This is a genomic window from Bradyrhizobium frederickii (assembly GCF_004570865.1).
In the GTDB taxonomy this organism is placed as follows: domain Bacteria; phylum Pseudomonadota; class Alphaproteobacteria; order Rhizobiales; family Xanthobacteraceae; genus Bradyrhizobium; species Bradyrhizobium frederickii.
The window spans coordinates 152,765-171,661 of the sequence record NZ_SPQS01000016.1 but is presented as its reverse complement, the minus strand read 5'-3'; the positions used below and the strand labels follow the sequence as shown (position 1 = coordinate 171,661).

At 64.4% G+C, this 18,897-nt stretch carries 21 protein-coding genes and 1 pseudogene; 18 read left to right on the top strand and 4 right to left on the bottom strand.

Going from position 1 to position 18,897, the window contains the following annotated elements; genetic code table 11:
• The first annotated feature begins 36 nt into the window (after positions 1 to 36).
• The 9 genes from E4K64_RS41915 to dhaK are packed head-to-tail and all read left to right on the top strand — an operon-like array spanning position 37 to position 6,705.
• On the top strand, positions 37 to 165 hold the full coding sequence (locus tag E4K64_RS41915; protein ID WP_407150975.1) for a hypothetical protein: 129 nt from the start codon (positions 37 to 39) through the stop codon (positions 163 to 165).
• 9 nt (positions 166 to 174) lie between these two features.
• A complete protein-coding gene (locus E4K64_RS26285; RefSeq protein ID WP_135166070.1) occupies positions 175 to 1,272 on the top strand; it encodes an ABC transporter ATP-binding protein in 1,098 nt (365 codons plus the stop codon).
• Complete coding sequence (locus tag E4K64_RS26280) at positions 1,265 to 2,290, top strand: ABC transporter ATP-binding protein (protein ID WP_135166069.1); 1,026 nt, start codon at positions 1,265 to 1,267, stop codon at positions 2,288 to 2,290. The genes E4K64_RS26285 and E4K64_RS26280 overlap by 8 nt, the downstream gene beginning before the upstream one ends.
• 14 nt (positions 2,291 to 2,304) lie before the next feature.
• On the top strand, positions 2,305 to 2,928 hold the full coding sequence (gene dhaL / locus E4K64_RS26275) for a dihydroxyacetone kinase subunit DhaL (protein WP_135166068.1): 624 nt from the start codon (positions 2,305 to 2,307) through the stop codon (positions 2,926 to 2,928).
• Positions 2,925 to 3,317 (top strand): dihydroxyacetone kinase phosphoryl donor subunit DhaM, encoded by a 393-nt coding sequence (gene dhaM, locus E4K64_RS26270; protein ID WP_135166067.1) that lies wholly within the window; start codon positions 2,925 to 2,927, stop codon positions 3,315 to 3,317. Before dhaL ends, dhaM begins: the two co-directional genes overlap by 4 nt.
• 31 nt (positions 3,318 to 3,348) lie before the next feature.
• Positions 3,349 to 3,651, top strand: a complete 303-nt coding sequence (locus tag E4K64_RS26265; protein WP_235884786.1) for an HPr family phosphocarrier protein — start codon at positions 3,349 to 3,351, stop codon at positions 3,649 to 3,651.
• 1 nt (position 3,652) lies between these two features.
• The gene (ptsP, locus tag E4K64_RS26260; protein WP_135166065.1) at positions 3,653 to 5,272 is read left to right on the top strand and encodes a phosphoenolpyruvate--protein phosphotransferase; all 1,620 of its coding nucleotides are present in this window, start codon (positions 3,653 to 3,655) and stop codon (positions 5,270 to 5,272) included.
• A complete protein-coding gene (locus E4K64_RS26255) occupies positions 5,265 to 5,687 on the top strand; it encodes a hypothetical protein (protein ID WP_135166064.1) in 423 nt (140 codons plus the stop codon). The genes ptsP and E4K64_RS26255 overlap by 8 nt, the downstream gene beginning before the upstream one ends.
• Positions 5,688 to 5,721: 34 nt before the next feature.
• Positions 5,722 to 6,705, top strand: a complete 984-nt coding sequence (dhaK, locus tag E4K64_RS26250; protein WP_135166063.1) for a dihydroxyacetone kinase subunit DhaK — start codon at positions 5,722 to 5,724, stop codon at positions 6,703 to 6,705.
• Positions 6,706 to 7,352: 647 nt separating this feature from the next.
• Here dhaK and E4K64_RS26245 read toward each other — a convergent pair.
• On the bottom strand, positions 7,353 to 7,592 hold the full coding sequence (locus E4K64_RS26245; RefSeq protein WP_135166062.1) for a (2Fe-2S)-binding protein: 240 nt from the start codon (positions 7,590 to 7,592) through the stop codon (positions 7,353 to 7,355).
• Positions 7,589 to 8,425, bottom strand: a complete 837-nt coding sequence (locus E4K64_RS26240; protein WP_135166083.1) for a xanthine dehydrogenase — start codon at positions 8,423 to 8,425, stop codon at positions 7,589 to 7,591. Before E4K64_RS26240 ends, E4K64_RS26245 begins: the two co-directional genes overlap by 4 nt.
• Positions 8,426 to 8,761: 336 nt before the next feature.
• On the opposite strand from E4K64_RS26240, the gene E4K64_RS26235 reads away from it, so the two are divergent.
• Positions 8,762 to 9,589 carry an SDR family NAD(P)-dependent oxidoreductase gene (locus E4K64_RS26235; protein ID WP_235884788.1) on the top strand — a complete coding sequence of 276 codons (828 nt, stop codon included), beginning with the start codon at positions 8,762 to 8,764 and terminating at the stop codon, positions 9,587 to 9,589.
• Between the two features lie 173 nt (positions 9,590 to 9,762).
• Here E4K64_RS26235 and E4K64_RS26230 read toward each other — a convergent pair.
• Positions 9,763 to 9,915, bottom strand: a pseudogene (locus tag E4K64_RS26230) (molybdate ABC transporter substrate-binding protein); the annotation flags it as partial.
• A 235-nt stretch (positions 9,916 to 10,150) separates the two neighbouring features.
• Between E4K64_RS26230 and modD the strand changes: the two are divergent.
• The 3 genes from modD (at position 10,151) to E4K64_RS26215 (ending at position 11,974) form a co-directional block, all read left to right on the top strand.
• Positions 10,151 to 11,053 (top strand): ModD protein, encoded by a 903-nt coding sequence (gene modD / locus E4K64_RS26225; RefSeq protein ID WP_167772262.1) that lies wholly within the window; start codon positions 10,151 to 10,153, stop codon positions 11,051 to 11,053.
• A gap of 137 nt (positions 11,054 to 11,190) precedes the next feature.
• Positions 11,191 to 11,535, top strand: a complete 345-nt coding sequence (locus E4K64_RS26220) for a hypothetical protein (RefSeq protein WP_135166059.1) — start codon at positions 11,191 to 11,193, stop codon at positions 11,533 to 11,535.
• A gap of 235 nt (positions 11,536 to 11,770) precedes the next feature.
• Positions 11,771 to 11,974 carry a hypothetical protein gene (locus E4K64_RS26215; RefSeq protein ID WP_135166058.1) on the top strand — a complete coding sequence of 68 codons (204 nt, stop codon included), beginning with the start codon at positions 11,771 to 11,773 and terminating at the stop codon, positions 11,972 to 11,974.
• A 248-nt stretch (positions 11,975 to 12,222) separates the two neighbouring features.
• On the opposite strand, the gene E4K64_RS26210 is transcribed toward E4K64_RS26215, so the two are convergent.
• Complete coding sequence (locus E4K64_RS26210; RefSeq protein ID WP_135166057.1) at positions 12,223 to 12,921, bottom strand: hypothetical protein; 699 nt, start codon at positions 12,919 to 12,921, stop codon at positions 12,223 to 12,225.
• 444 nt (positions 12,922 to 13,365) lie between these two features.
• Between E4K64_RS26210 and E4K64_RS26205 the strand changes: the two genes are divergently transcribed.
• The 5 genes from E4K64_RS26205 to E4K64_RS26185 all read left to right on the top strand — a co-directional run bounded on the left by E4K64_RS26205 (position 13,366) and on the right by E4K64_RS26185 (position 18,896).
• Positions 13,366 to 14,763 (top strand): MFS transporter, encoded by a 1,398-nt coding sequence (locus tag E4K64_RS26205; RefSeq protein WP_135166056.1) that lies wholly within the window; start codon positions 13,366 to 13,368, stop codon positions 14,761 to 14,763.
• A gap of 119 nt (positions 14,764 to 14,882) precedes the next feature.
• Positions 14,883 to 15,710 carry a 3-oxoadipate:acetyl-CoA acetyltransferase gene (locus E4K64_RS26200; protein ID WP_135166055.1) on the top strand — a complete coding sequence of 276 codons (828 nt, stop codon included), beginning with the start codon at positions 14,883 to 14,885 and terminating at the stop codon, positions 15,708 to 15,710.
• Between the two features lie 135 nt (positions 15,711 to 15,845).
• Positions 15,846 to 17,048, top strand: coding sequence for an MFS transporter (locus E4K64_RS26195; RefSeq protein WP_135166054.1), 1,203 nt, complete (start codon positions 15,846 to 15,848; stop codon positions 17,046 to 17,048).
• 200 nt (positions 17,049 to 17,248) lie between these two features.
• On the top strand, positions 17,249 to 18,478 hold the full coding sequence (locus tag E4K64_RS26190) for a CaiB/BaiF CoA transferase family protein (RefSeq protein WP_135166053.1): 1,230 nt from the start codon (positions 17,249 to 17,251) through the stop codon (positions 18,476 to 18,478).
• A gap of 202 nt (positions 18,479 to 18,680) precedes the next feature.
• A complete protein-coding gene (locus E4K64_RS26185) occupies positions 18,681 to 18,896 on the top strand; it encodes a hypothetical protein (RefSeq protein ID WP_126258062.1) in 216 nt (71 codons plus the stop codon).
• Position 18,897 lies beyond the last annotated feature (1 nt).

Genomic DNA, 18,897 nt, shown 5'->3' with positions numbered 1-18,897 from the left:
CGCTGGTTCCGTCGCGGACCCTGGGAGGCGGTCACGATGACCCTGATCGGAGGCGGCATCATCATGCTGGTTCAGCCGCTGTCGATGGATCTCTACAGCTATTCCTTCGTGACGATCCTCGCCGGCACGGTCGGCTACGTAATCGTCAGCCACTTTCCGGAGTAGGGCGTCAAGATGGCACAGATCCGCGTCGAGAACCTGCGCAAGTCGTTCGATCAGTTCACCGCCGTGCATGGCTCGACCTTCACGATCGATGACGGCGCTTTCTTTGCGATGCTCGGCCCCTCCGGCTGCGGCAAGACCACTACGTTGCGCATGATTGCGGGCCTTGAGCTGCCCACCGAGGGCAAGATCTTGCTCGATGGCGAGGACGTGACGTTCCGCCGCGCCGCTGCCCGCGATATCGCCTTCGTTTTCCAGCTGTTCGCGCTCTATCCGCATATGAACGTCGCGGAGAACATCGCGTTTCCACTGAAGTGCCAGGGCATGGCGAAGCGCGAGATATCCGAACGGGTGCAGGAGACCGCGCGGCTGCTGCGGATCGAGCATCTGCTGTCGAGCACGACGTCGAAGCTTTCAGGTGGCGACCGCCAGCGCGTCGCGCTTGGGCGCGCCATGGTGAGGCGGCCGAAGGCCTTTCTGATGGACGAGCCGCTTGGTGCGCTCGATGCGGAGTTTCGCCATCTGATGTGCGGCGAGCTTCGCGACCTGCATGACCGCATCGGCGCCACCACAATCTACGTGACGCATGACCAGCTCGAGGCGATGTCGATGGCCGATCAGATCGCCGTCATGAACAGAGGACGCGTCGAGCAGATCGGCTCGCCCCAGCAAATCTATGACCGGCCGGCGAGCATGTTTGTCGCCGACTTCATCGGCTCGCCGTCCATGAACTTCCTTCGCTTCGAGGGCGGCCTGAGAACGGGCGATCGGGCCGTTGTTTTCCATGACGCGAGCCTCGCGGTGCCGGAGATCCGCCGGGATTGCGCGCCCGCGCCGCTGGCGCTCGGGGTCCGTCCGGAGCATATCCGCTTCACCGATGGGGCCCCCGTCCGCGGCGAGGTGTTCGGCGCGGAATATCTCGGCACCACGCAGATCGTCACTGTCGATACGGCGCACGGCCGCGTCGCCGCGCGGCTGCCGTCCAGCGCCATGGTTCGGATCGGCGAGACGGTGGGGCTCGAATTCCGTTCGGAGAGGCTCGTGCTGTTCGACGTCGGCTCAGGCCTTGCGATACCGACCGCCAATGAGGGGAGCGTGCGCCATGGCTGACGTCGCCCTACGCAACATCACCAAGCGGTTCGGCGCGGTGGAGGCAGTGCGTGAGCTCTCGCTGACGGTTGACGACGGCGAGTTCCTTGTCCTGCTCGGGCCGAGCGGCGCCGGCAAGACCACGACATTGCGGCTGATCACCGGGCTGGAGACACCGGACGCCGGCTCAGTCATGATCGACGGGCGCGACGTGACCCGTGCCCCGCCAGGATCGCGCGACATCGCGTTCGTCTTCCAGCAATATTCGTTGTATCCGCATCTGACGGTCTACGACAATCTGGCATTCCCGCTGCGTTCGCCCGCGCGGCGCGTGCCCGAGCCCGTCATCCGCAAGCGCGTCGAGCAGACGGCGGAGCTGCTGCATATCGCGAGCAAACTGAACAACCGTGCGACCCGCCTGTCCGGCGGCGAGATGCAGCGGGTCGCGATCGGCCGCGCGCTGGTGCGCGATCCCTCGATCTATCTGATGGACGAGCCGCTGTCGTCGCTGGACGCCAAGCTCCGCTCCGAGCTCCGTCTCGAGCTCAAGCGAATCCAGCTCGAGCTCGGCGCCACTATTCTCTACGTGACCCACGACCAGGTCGAGGCCATGACCATGGCGTCCCGGATCGGCGTGATCAAGGATGGCCAGCTACTTCAGTGCGGGACGCCACGGGAGATCTACGAAAGCCCGTCCTCGCGCTATGTCGCCTCGCGCCTCGGCACGCCCCAGATCAATTTCCTGCCGGCCCGCGTGCTGCCCGATGTCACAGTGCCGCCCGGAACGGAGACGGTCGGAATCCGCACCGAGCACCTGCGGATCGGTGCGCCCAATGGCGGGGCGATGGTCGGCCGGGTGCATCGGGTCGAGCACCTCGGCGAGCAGAATCATGTTCATCTGGACTATAAGGGTGAGACACTGGTGACGCTTGCGGATCCGCATCAGCCGCTGCAGGCCGGTCAGGAGGTCGAATTGCAGCTGATGCATCCGCTCTGCTTCGATCGCGCAGGGCAACGCGTTCCTGCGCCGGCCCATTGAGAGGACTTTTCGCGATGTCGATGCAAGCCGAGACATTCAAGGCGCTGGTCAAGGTGGCCGCCGAGCAGGTCATCGCCAGCGCGCCGGAGCTTACGAGCCTCGATCAGGCGATCGGCGACGGCGATCACGGATTCAACATGAAGCGCGGCTTTGAGGCCGTGCTGGGCAAACTGGATGCGATCTCGGCGCAGCCGCTGGACGAAGCGTTCAAGACGATCGGCAAGACGCTGGTGATGACGGTCGGCGGCGCCTCCGGGCCGCTCTACGGCAGCTTCTTTCTGGCTGCCGGCGAAGCGCTCTCGCACGACAGGCATCTCCCCGAGGATCTCGCCGATGTCTTCGGCAGCGGCGTCAACGCGGTCAGTGCGCGCGGCCGCTCGCAGACCGGCGAGAAGACCATGCTCGACGTACTCGTTCCGGTGCTGGAGACGCTTAAGGCTGCCGCCGGCCAGCCGGATCTGATCGAACGAGTCAGAACCACGGCAGCCGAAGCGGTCGAGCGGACCGCACCGATGCAGGCTACCAAGGGGCGGGCCTCGTTCCTCGGCGCGCGTAGCGTCGGGCATGTCGATCCCGGCGCCCGTTCGAGCTGCGTTCTCGTGCAGGCGATTTGCGCGAGCCTGGAGCGAAAGCAATGAGCGAAACCGTTGGAATTGTCATCGTCTCGCATTCGAAGGACATCGCCAAGGGGACTGCCGACATGGTTCGGCAGATGGTCGGCAACGAGGTCAAGGTCGCCTTCTGCGGCGGCAATCCCGACGGCGGGCTCGGCACCAGCGTTGCCTCGATCATCGATGCCATCAACGATGCCTGGTCCGCCAAGGGCGTTGCGATCCTGGTCGATCTCGGCGGCGCCGAGACGAACAGCGAGATGGCGGTGGAAATGCTGGAGCCTGCGCGGCGCGATCACGTTGTCGTATGCAACGCGCCCATCGTCGAGGGCGCCGTGATGGCCGCGACCGAGTCGGCAGGCGGCAGCACGTTGGCCCAGGTGAAAGCTGTGGCCGAGGAACTCTCTGCCGAGTGAGACGTCGGCGTAGCGATGATGGAATATGACGATGTTGGACAAGGCGGACGGACAAATCTTCAGCGGTAATGTGCAGCTGGTGCACGCGGTGGGCATGCATGCGCGCCCCGCGGTCAAGCTGACCAAGCTCGCCAAGAAGTTTCAGGCCCAGATTTCCGTCCGGGTCGAAGGCGCCGCCGAGTGGATCAATGCCAAGAGCGTGGCCAAGATCATGGCGATGCGGGCGGCGCACGGCAGCACGATCGAGATCAAGGCCTCAGGCAGTGACGCAGAGGCTGCTGTCGCGGCGCTGGTCAAGCTGATCGAAACCGATTTCCCCGACGAGGTGTCGTAAGATGCAGGGCGTCGCTGCAGCACTGGCCTACCGCGGCAGGACCGCCTCGATCGGCTTTGCCCATGGTCCGTTCGTCCGTGTTGATGCGGAGACGAGCGGCGATCGGATTGCGGGTTCGCTGGTCGAGGAAGCGCTCGCGCTTCGCAAGGCGATCGACACGGCGAGCGGGCAGATTGCCGAGCTTGCCGCGATTGCTGGCGGTGAGGCAGCGCAGATTCTCGAGTTCCAGGTCGCGCTGCTTGAAGATGAGGATTTGATCGAAGAGATCCTTGCCGCGATCAGCGAGGGGGACGCTGCCGACGTCGCGTGGCGTTCGACGCTCGATGCGCAGATCGCGGACTACAATTCCGCCGAAGACGAATATCTGAAGGCGCGCTCCTCCGATCTCGCCGATCTGCGCGATCGTGTGATGACGATCCTGCGGGGCGGTGGCGCTCGGGCTCTGGCGATCCCGAGCGGAGCCGTGGTCTGTGCCGACGACCTTCCCCCGTCGCGATTCCTGGAGATCGACTGGTCCGGCGGCGGCGGTCTGGCGCTGCTGCGCGGCAGTCCGACCAGCCATGTCGCGATGCTGGCGCGCGCACGCGGCATTCCCATGGTGGTGCAACTCGGCGCCGTCCCTGAACTCGGCGCCACCGCGCTGCTCGACGGCGAAGGCGCCACGCTCGAACTCGATCCGAATGCCGAGCAGCTCCGCCTGTTCGAGAGGCGGCGCGACATCCATCGCAAGAGCAGGGCGTCGGCCCGCGCGATCCTGCGACGGCCGACTGCGTTGTGGCGTGGCGAGCGGATCAGGCTGCTCATCAATATCCAGCATGTCGACGATCTCGCGCATGCCGACGCGCAATATGCCGACGGTATCGGGCTGATGCGCACCGAGTTTCTGCTCACCGGGCGGGGCGGCCTGCCCGACGAGGAGGCCCAGTTCGCAGCCTATGATGCGGTGTTGCGGTGGGCCGGACAGCGCCCGGTCACCATTCGGACCTTCGATGCCGGCGGCGACAAGCCGGTGCCGGGATTTACGATCGACGGCGAAGCCAATCCCTTCCTCGGTGTTCGCGGCTTGCGGCTGTGCCTGGCGAGGCCCGAGATTTTCACTGTCCAGCTCCGCGCGCTGGCGCGTGCGGCCGTGCGTGGTAACCTCAAGGTCATGTTTCCGATGGTCACGTCGGCCGACGAACTCGAGGCGGGACGGAAGCTGTTCGCTGACACCGTGCAGCGCTTGCAGGCCGAGGGCATTGCCGCGATGCTTCCCGAGCTGGGAATCATGGTTGAGGTCCCGGCGGCGGCTCTGGCGGTCAACAGCTTCAAGGCCGCCTTCTTCTCAATCGGCTCGAACGATCTTGCGCAATATGTCCTGGCCTGCGATCGTTCCAATGGAGCTCTTGCCCCCTTGATGGATCCCCTGCACCCGGCGGTGCTCGAACTGATCGCGCGGACCGCGGAGCACGGCCGGCGCGCCGGCATCAGCGTCAGCCTGTGCGGCGACATGGCGAGCGACTCGCGCTGCCTGCCCGCGCTGTTGAACTGCGGCCTACGCGAGTTGTCCGTGACCACGTCGGCGCTGGCGCAGATCAAGCAGACCATCGACCGCCTGAGCAGCGGAGGCAACCTTGGCTGATACGGCGACCGACGAACCGGCCGAAGCCGGCGCAGTTGCGGTCTACAAGCGCATCTTCAAGGAGGTGCTGGAGAGCCGCCCGTCGGGCATGCGGCTTCGCCTCGCCCACGCTATGGGCAAGAACCGCAGCTTCGTCAGCCAGATCAGCAATCCGGCCTACCCGGTGCCGATTCCCGTGCAGCATCTCAACACGATCTTCGACGTCTGCCACTTTCCGCCGCAGGCCAAGGCCGCCTTCCTGCGCGCCTATGCGCGCGCGCATCCGCGCCGGATCGGCCGGCTGACCGAAGGTTCGCATGAGCGGACCTTGACGCTGCATCTGCCCGATCTCGGCAGCGCGAAGCGGAATCTCGAGCTGGATGCGCTGCTCCAGGAGTTCGCACGGCGCCTCGTCGCGATCATGCGGGAAAAATAGCCGCGGGGCGCAAAGAGACGGAGGGGAGGAGACAATGAAAAAATTCATCAATTCGGTCGATAGCGTGCTCGCAGAAAGCCTCGATGCGTTCGCGGCCGCGCATGCCGATCTCGTCGCGCTGGGCGCGGAGCGGAAATTCGTGCGGCGCCGCGAGGTGAACCCGCGGAAGGTCGCGCTGGTTTCGGGCGGCGGCAGCGGGCATGAGCCGCTGCATGCCGGCTTCGTCGGCTACGGCATGCTGGATGCGGCCTGTCCGGGCCAGGTGTTCACCTCGCCGACGCCGGACCAGATCGTCGAGGCCGCGCAGGCCGTCGCAGGCGATGCCGGCATACTCTTCATCGTGAAGAATTATGCGGGCGACCGCATGAATTTCGAGATGGCGGCCGAGATCGCCGAGGGCCGCATCGCCACCATCGTGACGGATGATGACGTCGCGGTGGAGAACTCCACGCACAGCATCGGGCGCCGCGGCGTCGCCGGCACGCTGATCGTCGAGAAGATCGTCGGCGCCGCCGCCGAGAAGGGCCTCAACCTCGAAGGCTGCGTCGCGCTCGGCGAGCGCGTCAATGCGCGGACCCGCTCGATGGGCGTGGCGCTGACGAGTTGCACGGTCCCGGCCGCGGGCACGCCGACCTTTTCGCTTGGCGAGGACGAGATGGAGATGGGGGTCGGTATTCACGGCGAACCGGGACGTCGGCGCGTCAAGCTGGAGCGTGCCGACGCGATTGCGGACGAGATGACCACTGCCATCGTGCAGGATCTCGACGCGCGCGACGGGGCCGAGGCCCTCCTGTTCGTTAACGGCTTCGGCGGGACGCCGACGATCGAGCTCTATCTGATGTACAACGCAGCGCGCCGGATGCTGGAAAAGCGCGGCTTGCGCATCGCCCGCTCCTTGGTCGGCAGCTTCGTCACCTCGCTGGACATGGCCGGGTGCTCGCTCACCGTGAGCCTGCTCGATACAGAGACCACAGCGCTCTGGGATCAACCCGTGCGCACGGCCGCATTGAAATGGTGACCGCTGCGACGGGCGACCGCTGATTTTCAGATCGCGCCCCGGCCGACGATTGGCCGGGGTCTTACCCAGTACCGGAAGGCTGCCGGTTCAACCTCCCTGAAACTTGCCGTGTCCTTCGGGCACGGCATTTTTTTGGGTGGTGCAGATAGGATCGCCAGCTAGATCGGATGTGGAGCGGTCGTCCTGAGAGATTGTAACGGAAGAAGTGAGGCGTTTCTGGTGCGGTAGTCCAACGGGCGGCGAAATCCAGCACAGCTAAGCCATTGATCCGCTGGTGGGCCCGGCAGGACTCGAACCTGCAACCAGACCGTTATGAGCGGTCGGCTCTAGGAGGGCATCAATTTGGAGCATCTTTCGATGCTTCTGGTGGGCCAGGCACGACTCGAACCTGCAGACCATTTTGCGGGGGTGGGGCTAGCTTTACCCTCGCATACGGCAGGGCTTTGCTTCAGCGGGTCGACCAAAAGGCACCTTTGCGAGCGAAATGCACCAAAATTCGTTGCCCTCAGCCGTAACCCTTTGAAATCGCACAAAATGCGAACGCCCTCCGAGAGCACCATAGGAGCGCAACTGCCGGCCTTCGGCGGTCAGCAGCGCGACCGGTCTTTTATGCTTGCTCGCGCTGCTTGGCGCGCTTGACCTGCGCGTCATGCTTGGCCTCGTCGTCGTGATGCAGCTCGTGCGCCACCGCTTTGGTCGATGATCGTTGACGCTTGAGCCGGCCGCTCCTCCAGAATCCGCTTCACCGAATGCGAGCATCGTCCGCACCTGACCGTGCAGCCCAGGCAGTCGTAGACCTGTGCGGCCGAGAACAGCTCGTCGTCGGTCGAAACGAGCGCGCCCCTGATGTCGTGATCGCTGATGATGTTGCAGGAACAGACGATCATGCCGGATTCCGTTGCGTGATGCGTCGCGCGGCGTGGAGCCTGACGGCGGCGATGGTGGCGTCGGCGATGGCACGGCCGCGGTGGTCCGTTCCGGTCCATTGGGCGTCGCGGCCGCGCGGGTCGATCTCGAGCAGCTTGACGCCGGCCGGAACTTCGCTGCCGTCGCGGGCGATGCCGCGCAAGATGCCGTCGCGGGGGGCGAGCACCGGGACGCCCGAGAGGTGGCCGAGCACGACATCCCGGTAGACGCGGGCGCCGATCTCGATCGGTGTGTGCCAGCGCCCCGCGAACCGCGAATAGACAAAGCGCTCCGCGCCGACATCGCCCAGGGTGCTCGCAACGCCGTCGGCTGCGTCTGTCCAGCGCTGGTCAGAGACGAGGCCGATCCTGCCCGGACGCGTCTCCACTGCGAGGTCGCAATTGAAGTTCGAGGAGAACCCGGGGCCGAGACCAATGGTCAGCCGGGCCAGCCGCCTGAGGTCGGGGGTGATCCGACACTTTTGAAGACGCGCATCGATGAGGAGGTCGATTTGGCGGACGGGAAGAAGGTCGAGCAGGCCGAGCCATGTGACCAGGATTCGCGCCGGCCGGCGCAGGGCCTGGTAGACCTGCATGCCGTCGTCCGCGCGTTCGGCAACGATGTCCTCGAGTCGCGCGGTGTCGGCGAAGAGGGCGTCGTGGAAGGCCATCTTGCGGCGGATCACCGGCGGATCCGGATCATGCGACAGCACCACGCAATAGCCGGCGCGCACAAGTCCGAGGGCGACCGCGGATGCGATCTCGTTGGTGCCGAGGATAACAGCAAAGAGTCGTTGGTCGTTCGGCTGGGGCATTTGAAACCACTTTTGCAGGAAAAGGGCAGCAAGACAGGGCGCGAATGAACGTCGAGACGGGAAGAGCAAGAGCCGGGCCATTTGGAACGATTGAAAAACAGCTCTCAACTGCCGATCAACGTTCACGAAGAAGGAGCGCACCGGGACGGCGTTGCTTGGTCAGAAACTCAACGCTCGCCTGTTGCAAATCTTCCAACGTGTCGCGAAGCGGACACCGCGCCCCAAAAATCACAATGATTGGCCGGCAAAGCGTGGCCCAAATCCTGCAAAGTTGCTCCCGTTGTCATCGTGTGGCGCCCGCCGGGGCGCGGTGAGGAGCTTTGCGTGACGCTCGATCTGCTGGACCGCGACGGCGCGCCGGGCGACGCGTCGGCCCCCGATGTTGCCCTGTGCCCGTTTCACGGCGACAAGTCGCGCGCACAGCACGGCGCGCGGAAAACGCTCGTGTTGACCGGTGCGTCGCGGGGTATCGGTCACGCCACCGGAAAGCTGTTCTCCGAAGCCGGCTGGCGGATCATCACCTGCTCGCGGCAGCCGTTCGATGGTGATCGATGCCCGTGGGATTCGGGAACGGACAGCCACGTTCAGGTCGAATTGAGCGACCGTCGCGCGTTGCCGAGAGCGGTCGCGGAAATCAAGGAGCGGCTCGACGGCAAGCCGCTGCATGCGCTGATCAACAATGCCGGCATCTCGCCCAAGGCCGCCGACGGCAGCCGGTTGAACTCGCTGACGACGCCGGTCGAAACCTGGATGAGCGTCTTCCACGTCAACCTGCTCGCGCCGATCCTGTTCGCCCAGGGCCTGGTCGAGGAATTGAAGCTGGCGTCCGGCTCGATCGTCAACGTCACGTCGATCGTAGGTTCCCGGGTTCACCCGTTTGCCGGCAGCGCCTATGCGACGTCGAAGGCGGCACTTGCGTGTCTGACCCGCGAGATGGCGCACGATTACGCGCAGTTTGGAATTCGCGTGAATGCGATCGCTCCCGGGGAAATCAAGACGGACATCCTGTCGCCGGAGACCGAAGCGCAACTGGCGCCCATCATCCCGTTGCATCGTGTCGGCACGCCCGACGAGGTCGCCAAGGTAATCTTCTTCCTGTGCTCGGATGCGGCCAGCTACGTCACAGGTGCGGAAGTACCGATCAACGGAGGTCAGCACGTGTGATCAAGCGGCAGGCGTCGATCGCCAAAGAAATTTTGTCGATTTGCGCTGGATCAATGCGGCGAACCCGCTTTCGCGCGTGACGCCCGTTCCGGCGGCAATTTCCGCGAGACGGATGACAAAGCGTGCAAGCGCGACGGAATCTTTTTGCAGCGATGCTGACAAGTTGAGCGCGACTCGTGACCGGTCTTCTGCTTGAAGAGGGCGGCAATCTCCCTGGCGGCATCGGTGAAGTTGGCGGCCACGGCGACGTTGGTCTGTGCGGCCTGCGCCGATGCGCATGCGAGCAGCAGTCCTGCGACAATGGTGATCGAGCGAAGCAGCTTCATGATGAACTCCAGCGGCCGGCAACGCCTCCGCGCGAGCCCGATTGCTGCGAGGCGCCGGCCAGCGAGAGCTCAGCAATTGGCGTGCCGGATGGGTCCGTGAATTCTGGTGTGCACCTTGCAGGAATGAGCGCCGAAAGATCGGCGTTCCCGCTGCTTGCGGCGGCGGGGCCGGCGATCCGTGTCGGGTTTGCGACAAAGTCGTCGGCAAGCCGACACCAGTGAAAGGAAGCACGCCATGGCAATAATTGCATCGCGCGCCGAGCTCGAGCGTCTGCTGGAAGACGATGTGCCTTACGGCGACCTCACCACCGAGGCGCTCGGGATCGGCATGATCGACGGCGTCATGCGGTTTGCTGCGCGCTCGCCGATGGTGCTGGCGCTCGTCGAGGATGCCGCCGCGATCATCGGCCTCGCTGGCTGCGAGGTCGAGCTGTTCGCCGCATCCGGCGCGGCGCTGGAACAGGGCGCGCCGATCCTCGAGGCCCGCGGTCCGGCCGCCGGCCTGCTGCGGAGCTGGAAGGTCGCGCAGACCTTGATCGAGATCTGGTCCGGTGTCGCCAGCGAGACTCGCGCCATCGTCGACGCGGCGAGGGCGGTCGCCCCGCAAATTGCGGTTGCCTGCACGCGCAAGAACGTGCCGGGCACCAAGCGATTTGCAGTGGCGGCCGTCAAGGCAGGTGGTGCCGCCATGCATCGGCTCGGCCTGTCCGAGACCGTGCTGGTGTTTCCCGAGCACCGTGCTTTTCTCGGCGAGCTGCCGCTGTTTCAGGCGGTCGAACGCTTGCGGCGGGCGGCACCGGAGAAGAAACTCGTGATCGAGGTCAAGACGGCCGATGCTGCCCTTGCCGCGGCAGTCGCCGGCTTCGACGTGATTCAGGCCGAGAAGTTTTCGCCAGCCGAGATCGCTGCCCTGGTCAAGCGCATCGCTTCCATGGCCTATACGCGCGCCCGTCCGATCATTGCTGCGGCTGGTGGGATCAATGCGGCGAATGCTGCGGCCTATGCCGAGGCCGGCGCCGATGTCCTGGTCACGTCGTCGCCCTATCTGGCAAAGCCCAGGGACGTGCAGGTGCGGATCGTGGCGACCGACACAGCTGTGGTCCGCTCATGCCAAAACCTCAGTTCAGCCGTCGCCTGAACTGAACCTGCGCCGGCATGATCGGTCGCGGGACACGGAGGGGCCGATCGCCCGGATCCAGGCTCGAGCCTGATCCAGATCAATTCGGCGCGGATCGGATGGTCTATCTGTCGGTTGTCTCTTGGAAAGACCGCGACATGACCGACAAGCCGATCGATTGGACGCCGGATCTCACGCTGCCGACCTCAAAATCCACCGTGCAGCACTTCATCGCAAATGCCGGCGGCGATCGCCTGGAGATTGATGCCGCCCCCTGGGGCGAGGCCGATCTCGCCGTCAACGGTCGATCGATCGCTCACGTCGAGACGGCACCGAGCGCCGGGGATGCGTTTCGGGCGCTCGAGACGATCGCTGAGGATTTCGAGGCCAGCAATAAGGCTCGCGGTGACCGGCGCCTGGATCAGGCGATCGAGGATGACGAGGTCCGCCAAAGGCTGGGTCTGACGCGCCTCCTGCGCGGTCGCGATCAGCGAGACCGCTGATATCGCCGCCGCGATGAGCGCAATCCGCGCGGGTTAGAGCGGAGCGACCCGGATCCTCTAGGAACCATCGCATTGCGTACGAGTTGGCCGGTCGGGCAGGACCGAAAGTCACACGAGGCCGACCGTGCAGGAAGACGTACGCGTGCGCGTCACGGCCGCGCATCCGCAGCTGACGCAACGTTAAGCCCGCCGGCGCGTTATCGGGCGAACGGTTTCTGAAACTCAGGAGTGGACAATGGGCCTTGCTCAATATGCCATCGTACCGGTGCAGGACGAATGGGGCGTGCTGCACGACGGCAACGTCAGGAGCAAATACGCCACCAAGGAAGCTGCATTCGAATCGGCGGTCGCCGCAGCGTCCCTCGCGCTTCGTGAGGGGCATGAAGTCCATGTCAGCGTGCCCGGCCGCGAAGCCGGCGAGAATGCGCTGGGCAGCTAACCATCACACGATCAGTCGGCCGCGCCGCTCGGCAATTCCGATTGCAACCTCGGCGCCGGCATTGAAATCGAGGCGGCGGCGCTTGATTCGCGTCTTGGGCGACTGCATCAATGGTCAGTCGTCAATGTCGCTCCTGATCTGACTTTACTTCAGCTTCGGGGCAAAGCGGCCGTGACCGGACCTGCTGCTGGCTGGCCCAAGTCGTGAATTGACCCTAAGCAGACTCCGCTCGCGTCAAAGTCGTCTATTTAGTTCCTATTTGGTCCTCGATAGAAATCGTATGCATTCAGCTCATTCGCGAACGATCCACCAGTGTGGAGACGACTGCCATCGAGCTGACCCTGAATTGTCTTCAGCCAAGGCAGCTTTGTTTCGACCGCGCGAGCAATTGGGTCATCTGTCACCTCGATGGTAACCTCGCGGAGCGCAACGTCAGCTCCAAAGGTTGCTCGGAGATTTGCTGGATCAACTTGCACGACCGACTTCGGGTCATTGGGGTCGCTGAAGTGAACCAACATTGGAATTACATCGAGCTGCAACACGCGATGAGGGCGCCGCTCCATCAACAGCCGCACTTTTGGAAGAGGATCGATCTCGCCCTTGAGCAGATCGGAAAAAACATGAAACAGCATCCAAGCAGGGCCACCTAGATCTCCAAATCCAGTCTTCGGTCCTCGCAGAAGCGCGAAGAGTGTGCCGTGAGAGCCGAGGTCAACCATCACAGCTTCGCCGCTGATCTCACTTCCAGCCCCGCCCATAGACCCAAAGATGGGTCTCATGTCGGATTGCTTGACCTGGATGACACCAGAACCACTGACGAGCCTGCCATCAACATCTACGTTAACCGTTAGTCGGTATCTGATTGTTTCGCTCAGGCTACCACAGCCAGTTAATGCGCTCACTAAAACGCAGAGCGCGGCCAGCCGTTTCGCAAGGAGTAGAGCCATCGCCGTAACTAATTCACGCCTGATCGAGCTTTCTGGCGCTCTAACAAGCTTTGGTTGTGCATGGCAACGGGCTAAGGTTCAGTAAATGTTTGTCCCGGCCGCCCGTAAAGGCGCAAAGCTGGCCAGGGCTTCACTTCTGCTTATGGCCCTTCGCGCCATTTGGCTGCGGTGCAGAATTTGGGTTGCTATTGAGGTACAGCGGACCCTTCCGTGTCTCCGCCCGGCAGATTTATCGGCTCGAGGTCCAGATAACATCATGTTAGGTTTATCGGATAACTGGGTAATTGTGTTACCCGGGCGATAGCCTATTGTCGCGACCAATCAGACATCCATCGGCAGTGACAAGCGCTCGCGAAAGTCCGGCGGAGCGCCGGGAGAGTGCTGCCCAATTTCCAATGAAGTCCGCCAACGGGACATCAGCAAAGCCGGGAGGAATTTTTCGAGATGACGACAGCTCGTGCGATCCACGATAAGAGTCAGTCCAGGAAGGCTGCTGCCAGCGGCTGGATCGGATCAGCCCTCGAATATTATGACTTCTTCATCTACGCGACCGCGGCGTCGCTGATCTTCCCGCAAATCTTCTTCCCGTCGGACAATCCCACCGTCGCGATCGTCGCGTCGCTGGCGACTTATGGCGTCGGCTACGTGGCCCGGCCGATCGGTGCCTTCGTGCTCGGTCATTGGGGCGATACCCATGGCCGCAAGACGGTGCTCATCGTCTGCATGTTCCTGATGGGCATCTCGACCATGGCCGTTGGTCTTCTGCCCACCTATCAGCAAGTCGGCATGCTGGCGCCGATCCTCCTCGTCATCCTGCGCCTGGTGCAGGGATTTGCCGTCGCCGGTGAAATCTCCGGCGCGAGTTCGATGATCCTGGAGCACGCACCGTTTGGCCGGCGCGGCTTCTATGCAAGCTTCGCTCTTCAGGGGGTGCAGGCGGGACAGATTCTCGCAGCAGCCGTCTTCCTGCCGCTGGCCGCCTATATGCCCACCGATGCCTTCAACAGCTGGGGTTGGCGGATTCCCTTCCTGCTCAGCTTCTTCGTCATCGTCGCTGGCTATATCATTCGCCGCGAAGTCGATGAGACCCCCGCCTTTGCCCGCGAGGGCGAGCGGGGAGAAACGCCGCGGGCGCCCATCGTCCAGGCCATCAAGCTGAGCTGGCGGGACATGCTCAGGGTCATCTGCATGGCACTGATGAACGTCATTCCGGTGGTGGCGACCATCTTCGGCGCAGCCTACGCGGTGCAGCCGGCCTATGGCATCGGCTTTGCCAAGGACGTCTATCTCTGGATCCCGGTGCTCGGAAACATGTTGGCCGTGTTCGTCATTCCCTTCGTCGGCCATCTCTCCGACAAGGTTGGCCGCAAGCCTCCGATCATCGTGGGCGCGTTGCTCTCGGGCCTGCTTGCCTTCGGCTATCTCTACGCCATCAGCATCAGGAACGTGCCGCTTGCGATCACGCTCTCGCTGCTGATGTGGGGCGTCGTCTATCAGGGCTACAACGCGATCTTCCCGAGCTTCTACCCGGAGCTGTTTCCGACGCGCACCCGGGTGTCGGCGATGGCGATCTCGCAGAACATCGGGACCACCATCACCGCGTTGCTTCCGGCCCTGTTTGCGACCGTAGCGCCTCCCGGCTCGGTCAACATCCCCTTGACGGTGGGCGCGATCGCCTTCGGCATCACGGTCATCGCCGCGCTGGCGGCGGTCTCGGCGCGGGAAACCTATCGGATCAGCATCGACGATCTCGGCAATCCCAAGGCCGTTCCGATGCCGCGGGCGGACTATGAGCGGCAGCGCGCGGAAGCGGCGAGCGGGGCGGCCGCAATTCCGACCTGATGGAGACGTGACGAGGCAGCCGCTGCGAGCCATGATGTTTGCAGCGGCAGGGCTTCATGCGCTACTTAACGATCTATTCGACTTTGTGCGCGCGAGCGCGATCATCATGAGGTCCAGGGATGAACCCCGTCGTCGTTGCTGTTGCCATCACCGGCTCCGTTCCGCGCAGGAAGGACAATCCGGCGGTGCCCATCCTGCCGTCCGAGCAGGTCGAATCGACGCACCGGGCCTTCGAGGCCGGGGCCACGCTTGCCCACATCCATGTTCGCAACGACGACGAGACGCCGTCCTCGGATCCCGAGCGCTTTGCCCTGGTGCAGGAGGGGATCAGGAAGCATTGTCCTGGCATGATCATCCAGTTCTCGACTGGCGGGCGCGGCCGCGATCCTTCGGCACGTGGATCCTCGCTCTATCTGAAGCCGGACATGGCTTCGCTATCCACCGGCTCGGTGAACTTTCCGACGATCGTCTACGAGAACAGCGCCGCTCTGGTCGAGACTCTCGCGACCGGCATGAAGGCGAATGGCGTCCTGCCGGAGATCGAGATCTTCGACCTGTCGCATCTGCATGGTGCGCGCCGCCTGATCGAGGCGGGGCTGATCGATCCGCGTCCGCATGTGCAGTTCGTCATGGGCGTCAAGAACGCGATGCCGGCGGATGAGCATGTCCTCGACATTCTCCTCCAGGAGCTCAAGCGGCTGATTCCGAAAGCGACATGGACCGCGGCCGGGATCGGACGTCATCAGGCCGAGGTCATGGGCTGGGCGCTGGCGCGGGGCGCCGACGCGGTCCGAACCGGGCTCGAGGACAATATCAGGGTCGACAAGACGCGCCTGGCCGGCAGCAACGCCGAGCTCGTGACCATCGCTTGTGAGGCCGTCACGCGCCACGGCCGGCGCGTCGCAACCGCGGCCGAGGCGCGATCCTTGCTCGGCATCGCGGCGTAAGGGACGGCGATCCTCCGCCTGACATGCTCCCGGCTGCCTTCTGCCATTCGGCGGCCGGTGTTCCCGCGCCCTGAGTCTCCGGCTAAGAGAGGTGTCACGGGCGTGATCGCGCCCGGCAGGCAGGCGACGTTTGGAATGCACTTCTTGAAATCGGACGGCAGGCTGATCGGCGTCCTGCTGGTGCTCGCCATCACGCAATTGATCGGATGGGGCACGATCGGCCTTCCCGCCATCGTCGGGCGCGATCTCGCCGCCGATCTCGGCATGAGCCTGCCGGCGGTATTCGCCGGGACATCCGTTCTCTACGTCTCGATGGGCCTGTGCGCGCCGTGGCTCGCCCCATCGTTTGCACGTCATGGCGCGCGGACGGTCATGATGGTCGGCACGGTCGTCACCGCGCCGGGCTTTCTGCTGCTGTCCCTCGCGCGCGAGCCGATGCTGTATTTCGCCGCCTGGATCGTGCTCGGCGTCGCCGGCAGCGCAACGCTGTCGACTGGCGCCTATATCATGCTGAACGAGATCGCCGGGCGGAAGGCCAAGAACGCGATCGGGGCCTTGATGCTGGTGACGGGCCTGTCCAGCAGCCTGTTCTGGCCGGCGACCTCGTTCCTGAGCGGTCATCTCGGCTGGCGGGGGACGTGCCTCGTCTATGCCGCGATGCTGCTCCTCGTCAGCCTGCCGCTTTACGCGTTCGTCGCGCCACGCCGGAAGATCGTGGCGGATGATGCTGGCGAGCCGGTCAAGTCACCGCTGCCGCCCGCGATTCCGAGGAGCACGTTCGGCCTCGTCGTCGCCGCGATCACGCTGAACGCATTCGTCAATTTCGGCATCAGCGCCATCCTGATCGAGCTCTTGAGGGCGGAGGGGCTGGCGCCGGCGCAGGCACTGGCCTTCGGCTCGATGCTGGGCGTGATCCAGGTCAGCGCCCGCGGGCTGGATCTGCTCGGCGGCGGGCGGTGGGACGGGATCACGACAGGGCTCGTTGCCGGCACGGCACTTCCCGTGGCCATGCTGCTGTTGATGCTGAGCGAGGGCGCGACCTGGGCGGTCGCGGTCTTCATCCTGCTCTACGGCGCCGGCAGCGGCGCGATGGCGGTGGCGCGGGCCACCATCCCGCTCGTGTTCTACGACCAGGCCGAGTTCGCCAAGGCAATGTCGATGATCGCGCTGCCGCTCAATCTCGCCTCCGCGATCTCGCCGCCGCTCCTCGTCGGCCTGCTCACGCAGTTCGGCAGCCGCGGCGCGCTCGGTCTCACGCTGGTGTTCTCCTGCGCCACGGTGCTGATCCTGGTTCTGCTCGGACGGCGACGGCCGCGGGCGCTGGCGGCCGCGACCTGAGCCGATGAGCCGATATTCGCGGCGCGGAAAGTGTTGATGGCAATGTCGTCTGTGCCCGGCAGGAGATAGCCGCATGCCGCCAGTGCAGGGCTCAGCGCGCCAAAATGGTGTATCGGCAGGGAGCGCGGGCCGCTTCGGGCGGCCGCGCCAAAATCAACTCCAAAATCAACTCCAAGATCAGTTCCCCGGAGGAAATCGACATGTCGGCCTTGCCGCTCTCAGGCATCAAGATCCTTGACCTCACCCGCGTGCTCGCCGGGCCCCTGTCGGCCCAGATGCTGGGCGATCTCGGCGCGGAGGTCATCAAGATCGAGCGTCCGGGCACCGGCGACGACGCGCGCGCGTTCGGGCCGCCTTATTTGACCGACCCCGAGGGCAAGGCCAACAACAACAATTCCTTCTACCTCTGCGCCAACCGCAACAAGAAGTCGGTCACCGTCAATATCGCCAAGCCCGAGGGGCAGGCGATCGTCCGCGAACTGGCCAAGGACGTCGACGTCTTCATGGAGAACTACAAGGTCGGCGATCTCAAGCGCTACGGCCTCGACTACGAGACGATCAAGGCGATCAACCCCGGCATCATCTATTGCTCGGTGACCGGCTTCGGCCAGACCGGGCCCTATGCGCCGCGCGCCGGCTATGACGCCATCCTGCAGGCGATGGGTGGCCTGATGAGCGTCACCGGCCACATGGATGGCGAGCCGGGCGAGGGTCCGATGAAGGTCGGCCCCTCCATCGTCGACTACATGACCGGCATGAACACCTCGATCGGCATTCTCTCGGCGCTCTATCACCGCGATGCCAACAACGGGCAGGGCCAGCACATCGACGTCTGCCTGTTCGATACCGTCATCGCGTCGCTGTCGCACTGGCTGCAGATCTACCTCGTCAACGGCAAGACGCCGCCGCGCCGCGGCACCTGGGGCAATGGCGGCATGCCGGCCGGCGTGTTCCGCTGCACCGACGGCGAATTGATGCTGGTGGTCGGCAATGACGGCCAGTTCCAGCGCACCTGCGCCGTGCTCGGCGAGCCGGAGCTGGCGAACGATCCGCGCTTCCTCAGGAACAACGACCGCGTCGTGCACGGCAAGGAGATCATGGCGATCTTCGCCGGCCTGTTCCTGAAGCAGCCGGTGGCCTATTGGCTGGAGAAGCTGGAGGAGGCCGGCGTGCCCTCGGGTCCGATCAACAATTTCGAGCAGGTGTTTTCCGATCCGCACGTTCAGTCGCGGGGCATGCGGGTGAAGACGCAGCACAAGTTCGAGCCGGAGCTGTCGCTGATCCGCAACGCGCTGACCCTCTCGGGCACCCCCATCACCGAATACCGCGCCCCGCCGCTGCTCGGCGAGCACACCGAGGATGTGCTCGGCGGCAAGCTCGGCTATGATGCGGCGAAGATCGAGCAGCTGAAGCAGCAGGGGATCATCTAGCCCACTGAAGCGGCGCGCGTTCTTGCCTTCTCCCACGCAGAAAGAAGGGAAGACCGCGACCGCAGCGGACGCGCCGGCGATGCTGGGGCTGGCCTGAGGCTTGCGGGCAATCCCCAGATAAGTCCGGTCCGTAGTCGCACAGGCTTCCGCTTTGAGCGGGACTCTGGTTCGATCTGTCCACTTGGGTCCGGGAGGGAATTGCATGTCCTACACGATCGGGTTTCAGGCCAGGAACCAGAAGTCCATTCTGGCGACCGAGGCGGCCACCGCCAATCAGGCCGTCGCCATCATTGCCGCGCTGCGGCAGAGTGCCGACGAAATAAAGTTCATCCGCTCGCCGCAGGAAGGCGAGATGGGCATCGAGATGCTGCTGCTGCTCGCCAAGGAAGAGGCCGAGGAGATGCCGCAGCGGGCGTAAC

Coding starts and splice junctions, on each gene's coding strand:
- E4K64_RS26205 (WP_135166056.1), top strand. CDS start 13,366: ATGACGACAGCTCGTGCGATCCACGATAAGAGTCAGTCCAGGAAGGCT.
- E4K64_RS26210 (WP_135166057.1), bottom strand. CDS start 12,921: ATGGCTCTACTCCTTGCGAAACGGCTGGCCGCGCTCTGCGTTTTAGTG.
- E4K64_RS26285 (WP_135166070.1), top strand. CDS start 175: ATGGCACAGATCCGCGTCGAGAACCTGCGCAAGTCGTTCGATCAGTTC.
- E4K64_RS26200 (WP_135166055.1), top strand. CDS start 14,883: ATGAACCCCGTCGTCGTTGCTGTTGCCATCACCGGCTCCGTTCCGCGC.
- E4K64_RS26265 (WP_235884786.1), top strand. CDS start 3,349: ATGTTGGACAAGGCGGACGGACAAATCTTCAGCGGTAATGTGCAGCTG.
- E4K64_RS26280 (WP_135166069.1), top strand. CDS start 1,265: ATGGCTGACGTCGCCCTACGCAACATCACCAAGCGGTTCGGCGCGGTG.
- E4K64_RS26190 (WP_135166053.1), top strand. CDS start 17,249: ATGTCGGCCTTGCCGCTCTCAGGCATCAAGATCCTTGACCTCACCCGC.
- E4K64_RS26195 (WP_135166054.1), top strand. CDS start 15,846: ATGCACTTCTTGAAATCGGACGGCAGGCTGATCGGCGTCCTGCTGGTG.
- dhaK (WP_135166063.1), top strand. CDS start 5,722: ATGAAAAAATTCATCAATTCGGTCGATAGCGTGCTCGCAGAAAGCCTC.
- dhaL (WP_135166068.1), top strand. CDS start 2,305: ATGTCGATGCAAGCCGAGACATTCAAGGCGCTGGTCAAGGTGGCCGCC.
- dhaM (WP_135166067.1), top strand. CDS start 2,925: ATGAGCGAAACCGTTGGAATTGTCATCGTCTCGCATTCGAAGGACATC.
- E4K64_RS26245 (WP_135166062.1), bottom strand. CDS start 7,592: ATGATCGTCTGTTCCTGCAACATCATCAGCGATCACGACATCAGGGGC.
- modD (WP_167772262.1), top strand. CDS start 10,151: ATGGCAATAATTGCATCGCGCGCCGAGCTCGAGCGTCTGCTGGAAGAC.
- E4K64_RS26215 (WP_135166058.1), top strand. CDS start 11,771: ATGGGCCTTGCTCAATATGCCATCGTACCGGTGCAGGACGAATGGGGC.
- E4K64_RS41915 (WP_407150975.1), top strand. CDS start 37: ATGACCCTGATCGGAGGCGGCATCATCATGCTGGTTCAGCCGCTGTCG.
- E4K64_RS26240 (WP_135166083.1), bottom strand. CDS start 8,425: ATGCCCCAGCCGAACGACCAACGACTCTTTGCTGTTATCCTCGGCACC.
- E4K64_RS26220 (WP_135166059.1), top strand. CDS start 11,191: ATGACCGACAAGCCGATCGATTGGACGCCGGATCTCACGCTGCCGACC.
- E4K64_RS26185 (WP_126258062.1), top strand. CDS start 18,681: ATGTCCTACACGATCGGGTTTCAGGCCAGGAACCAGAAGTCCATTCTG.
- ptsP (WP_135166065.1), top strand. CDS start 3,653: ATGCAGGGCGTCGCTGCAGCACTGGCCTACCGCGGCAGGACCGCCTCG.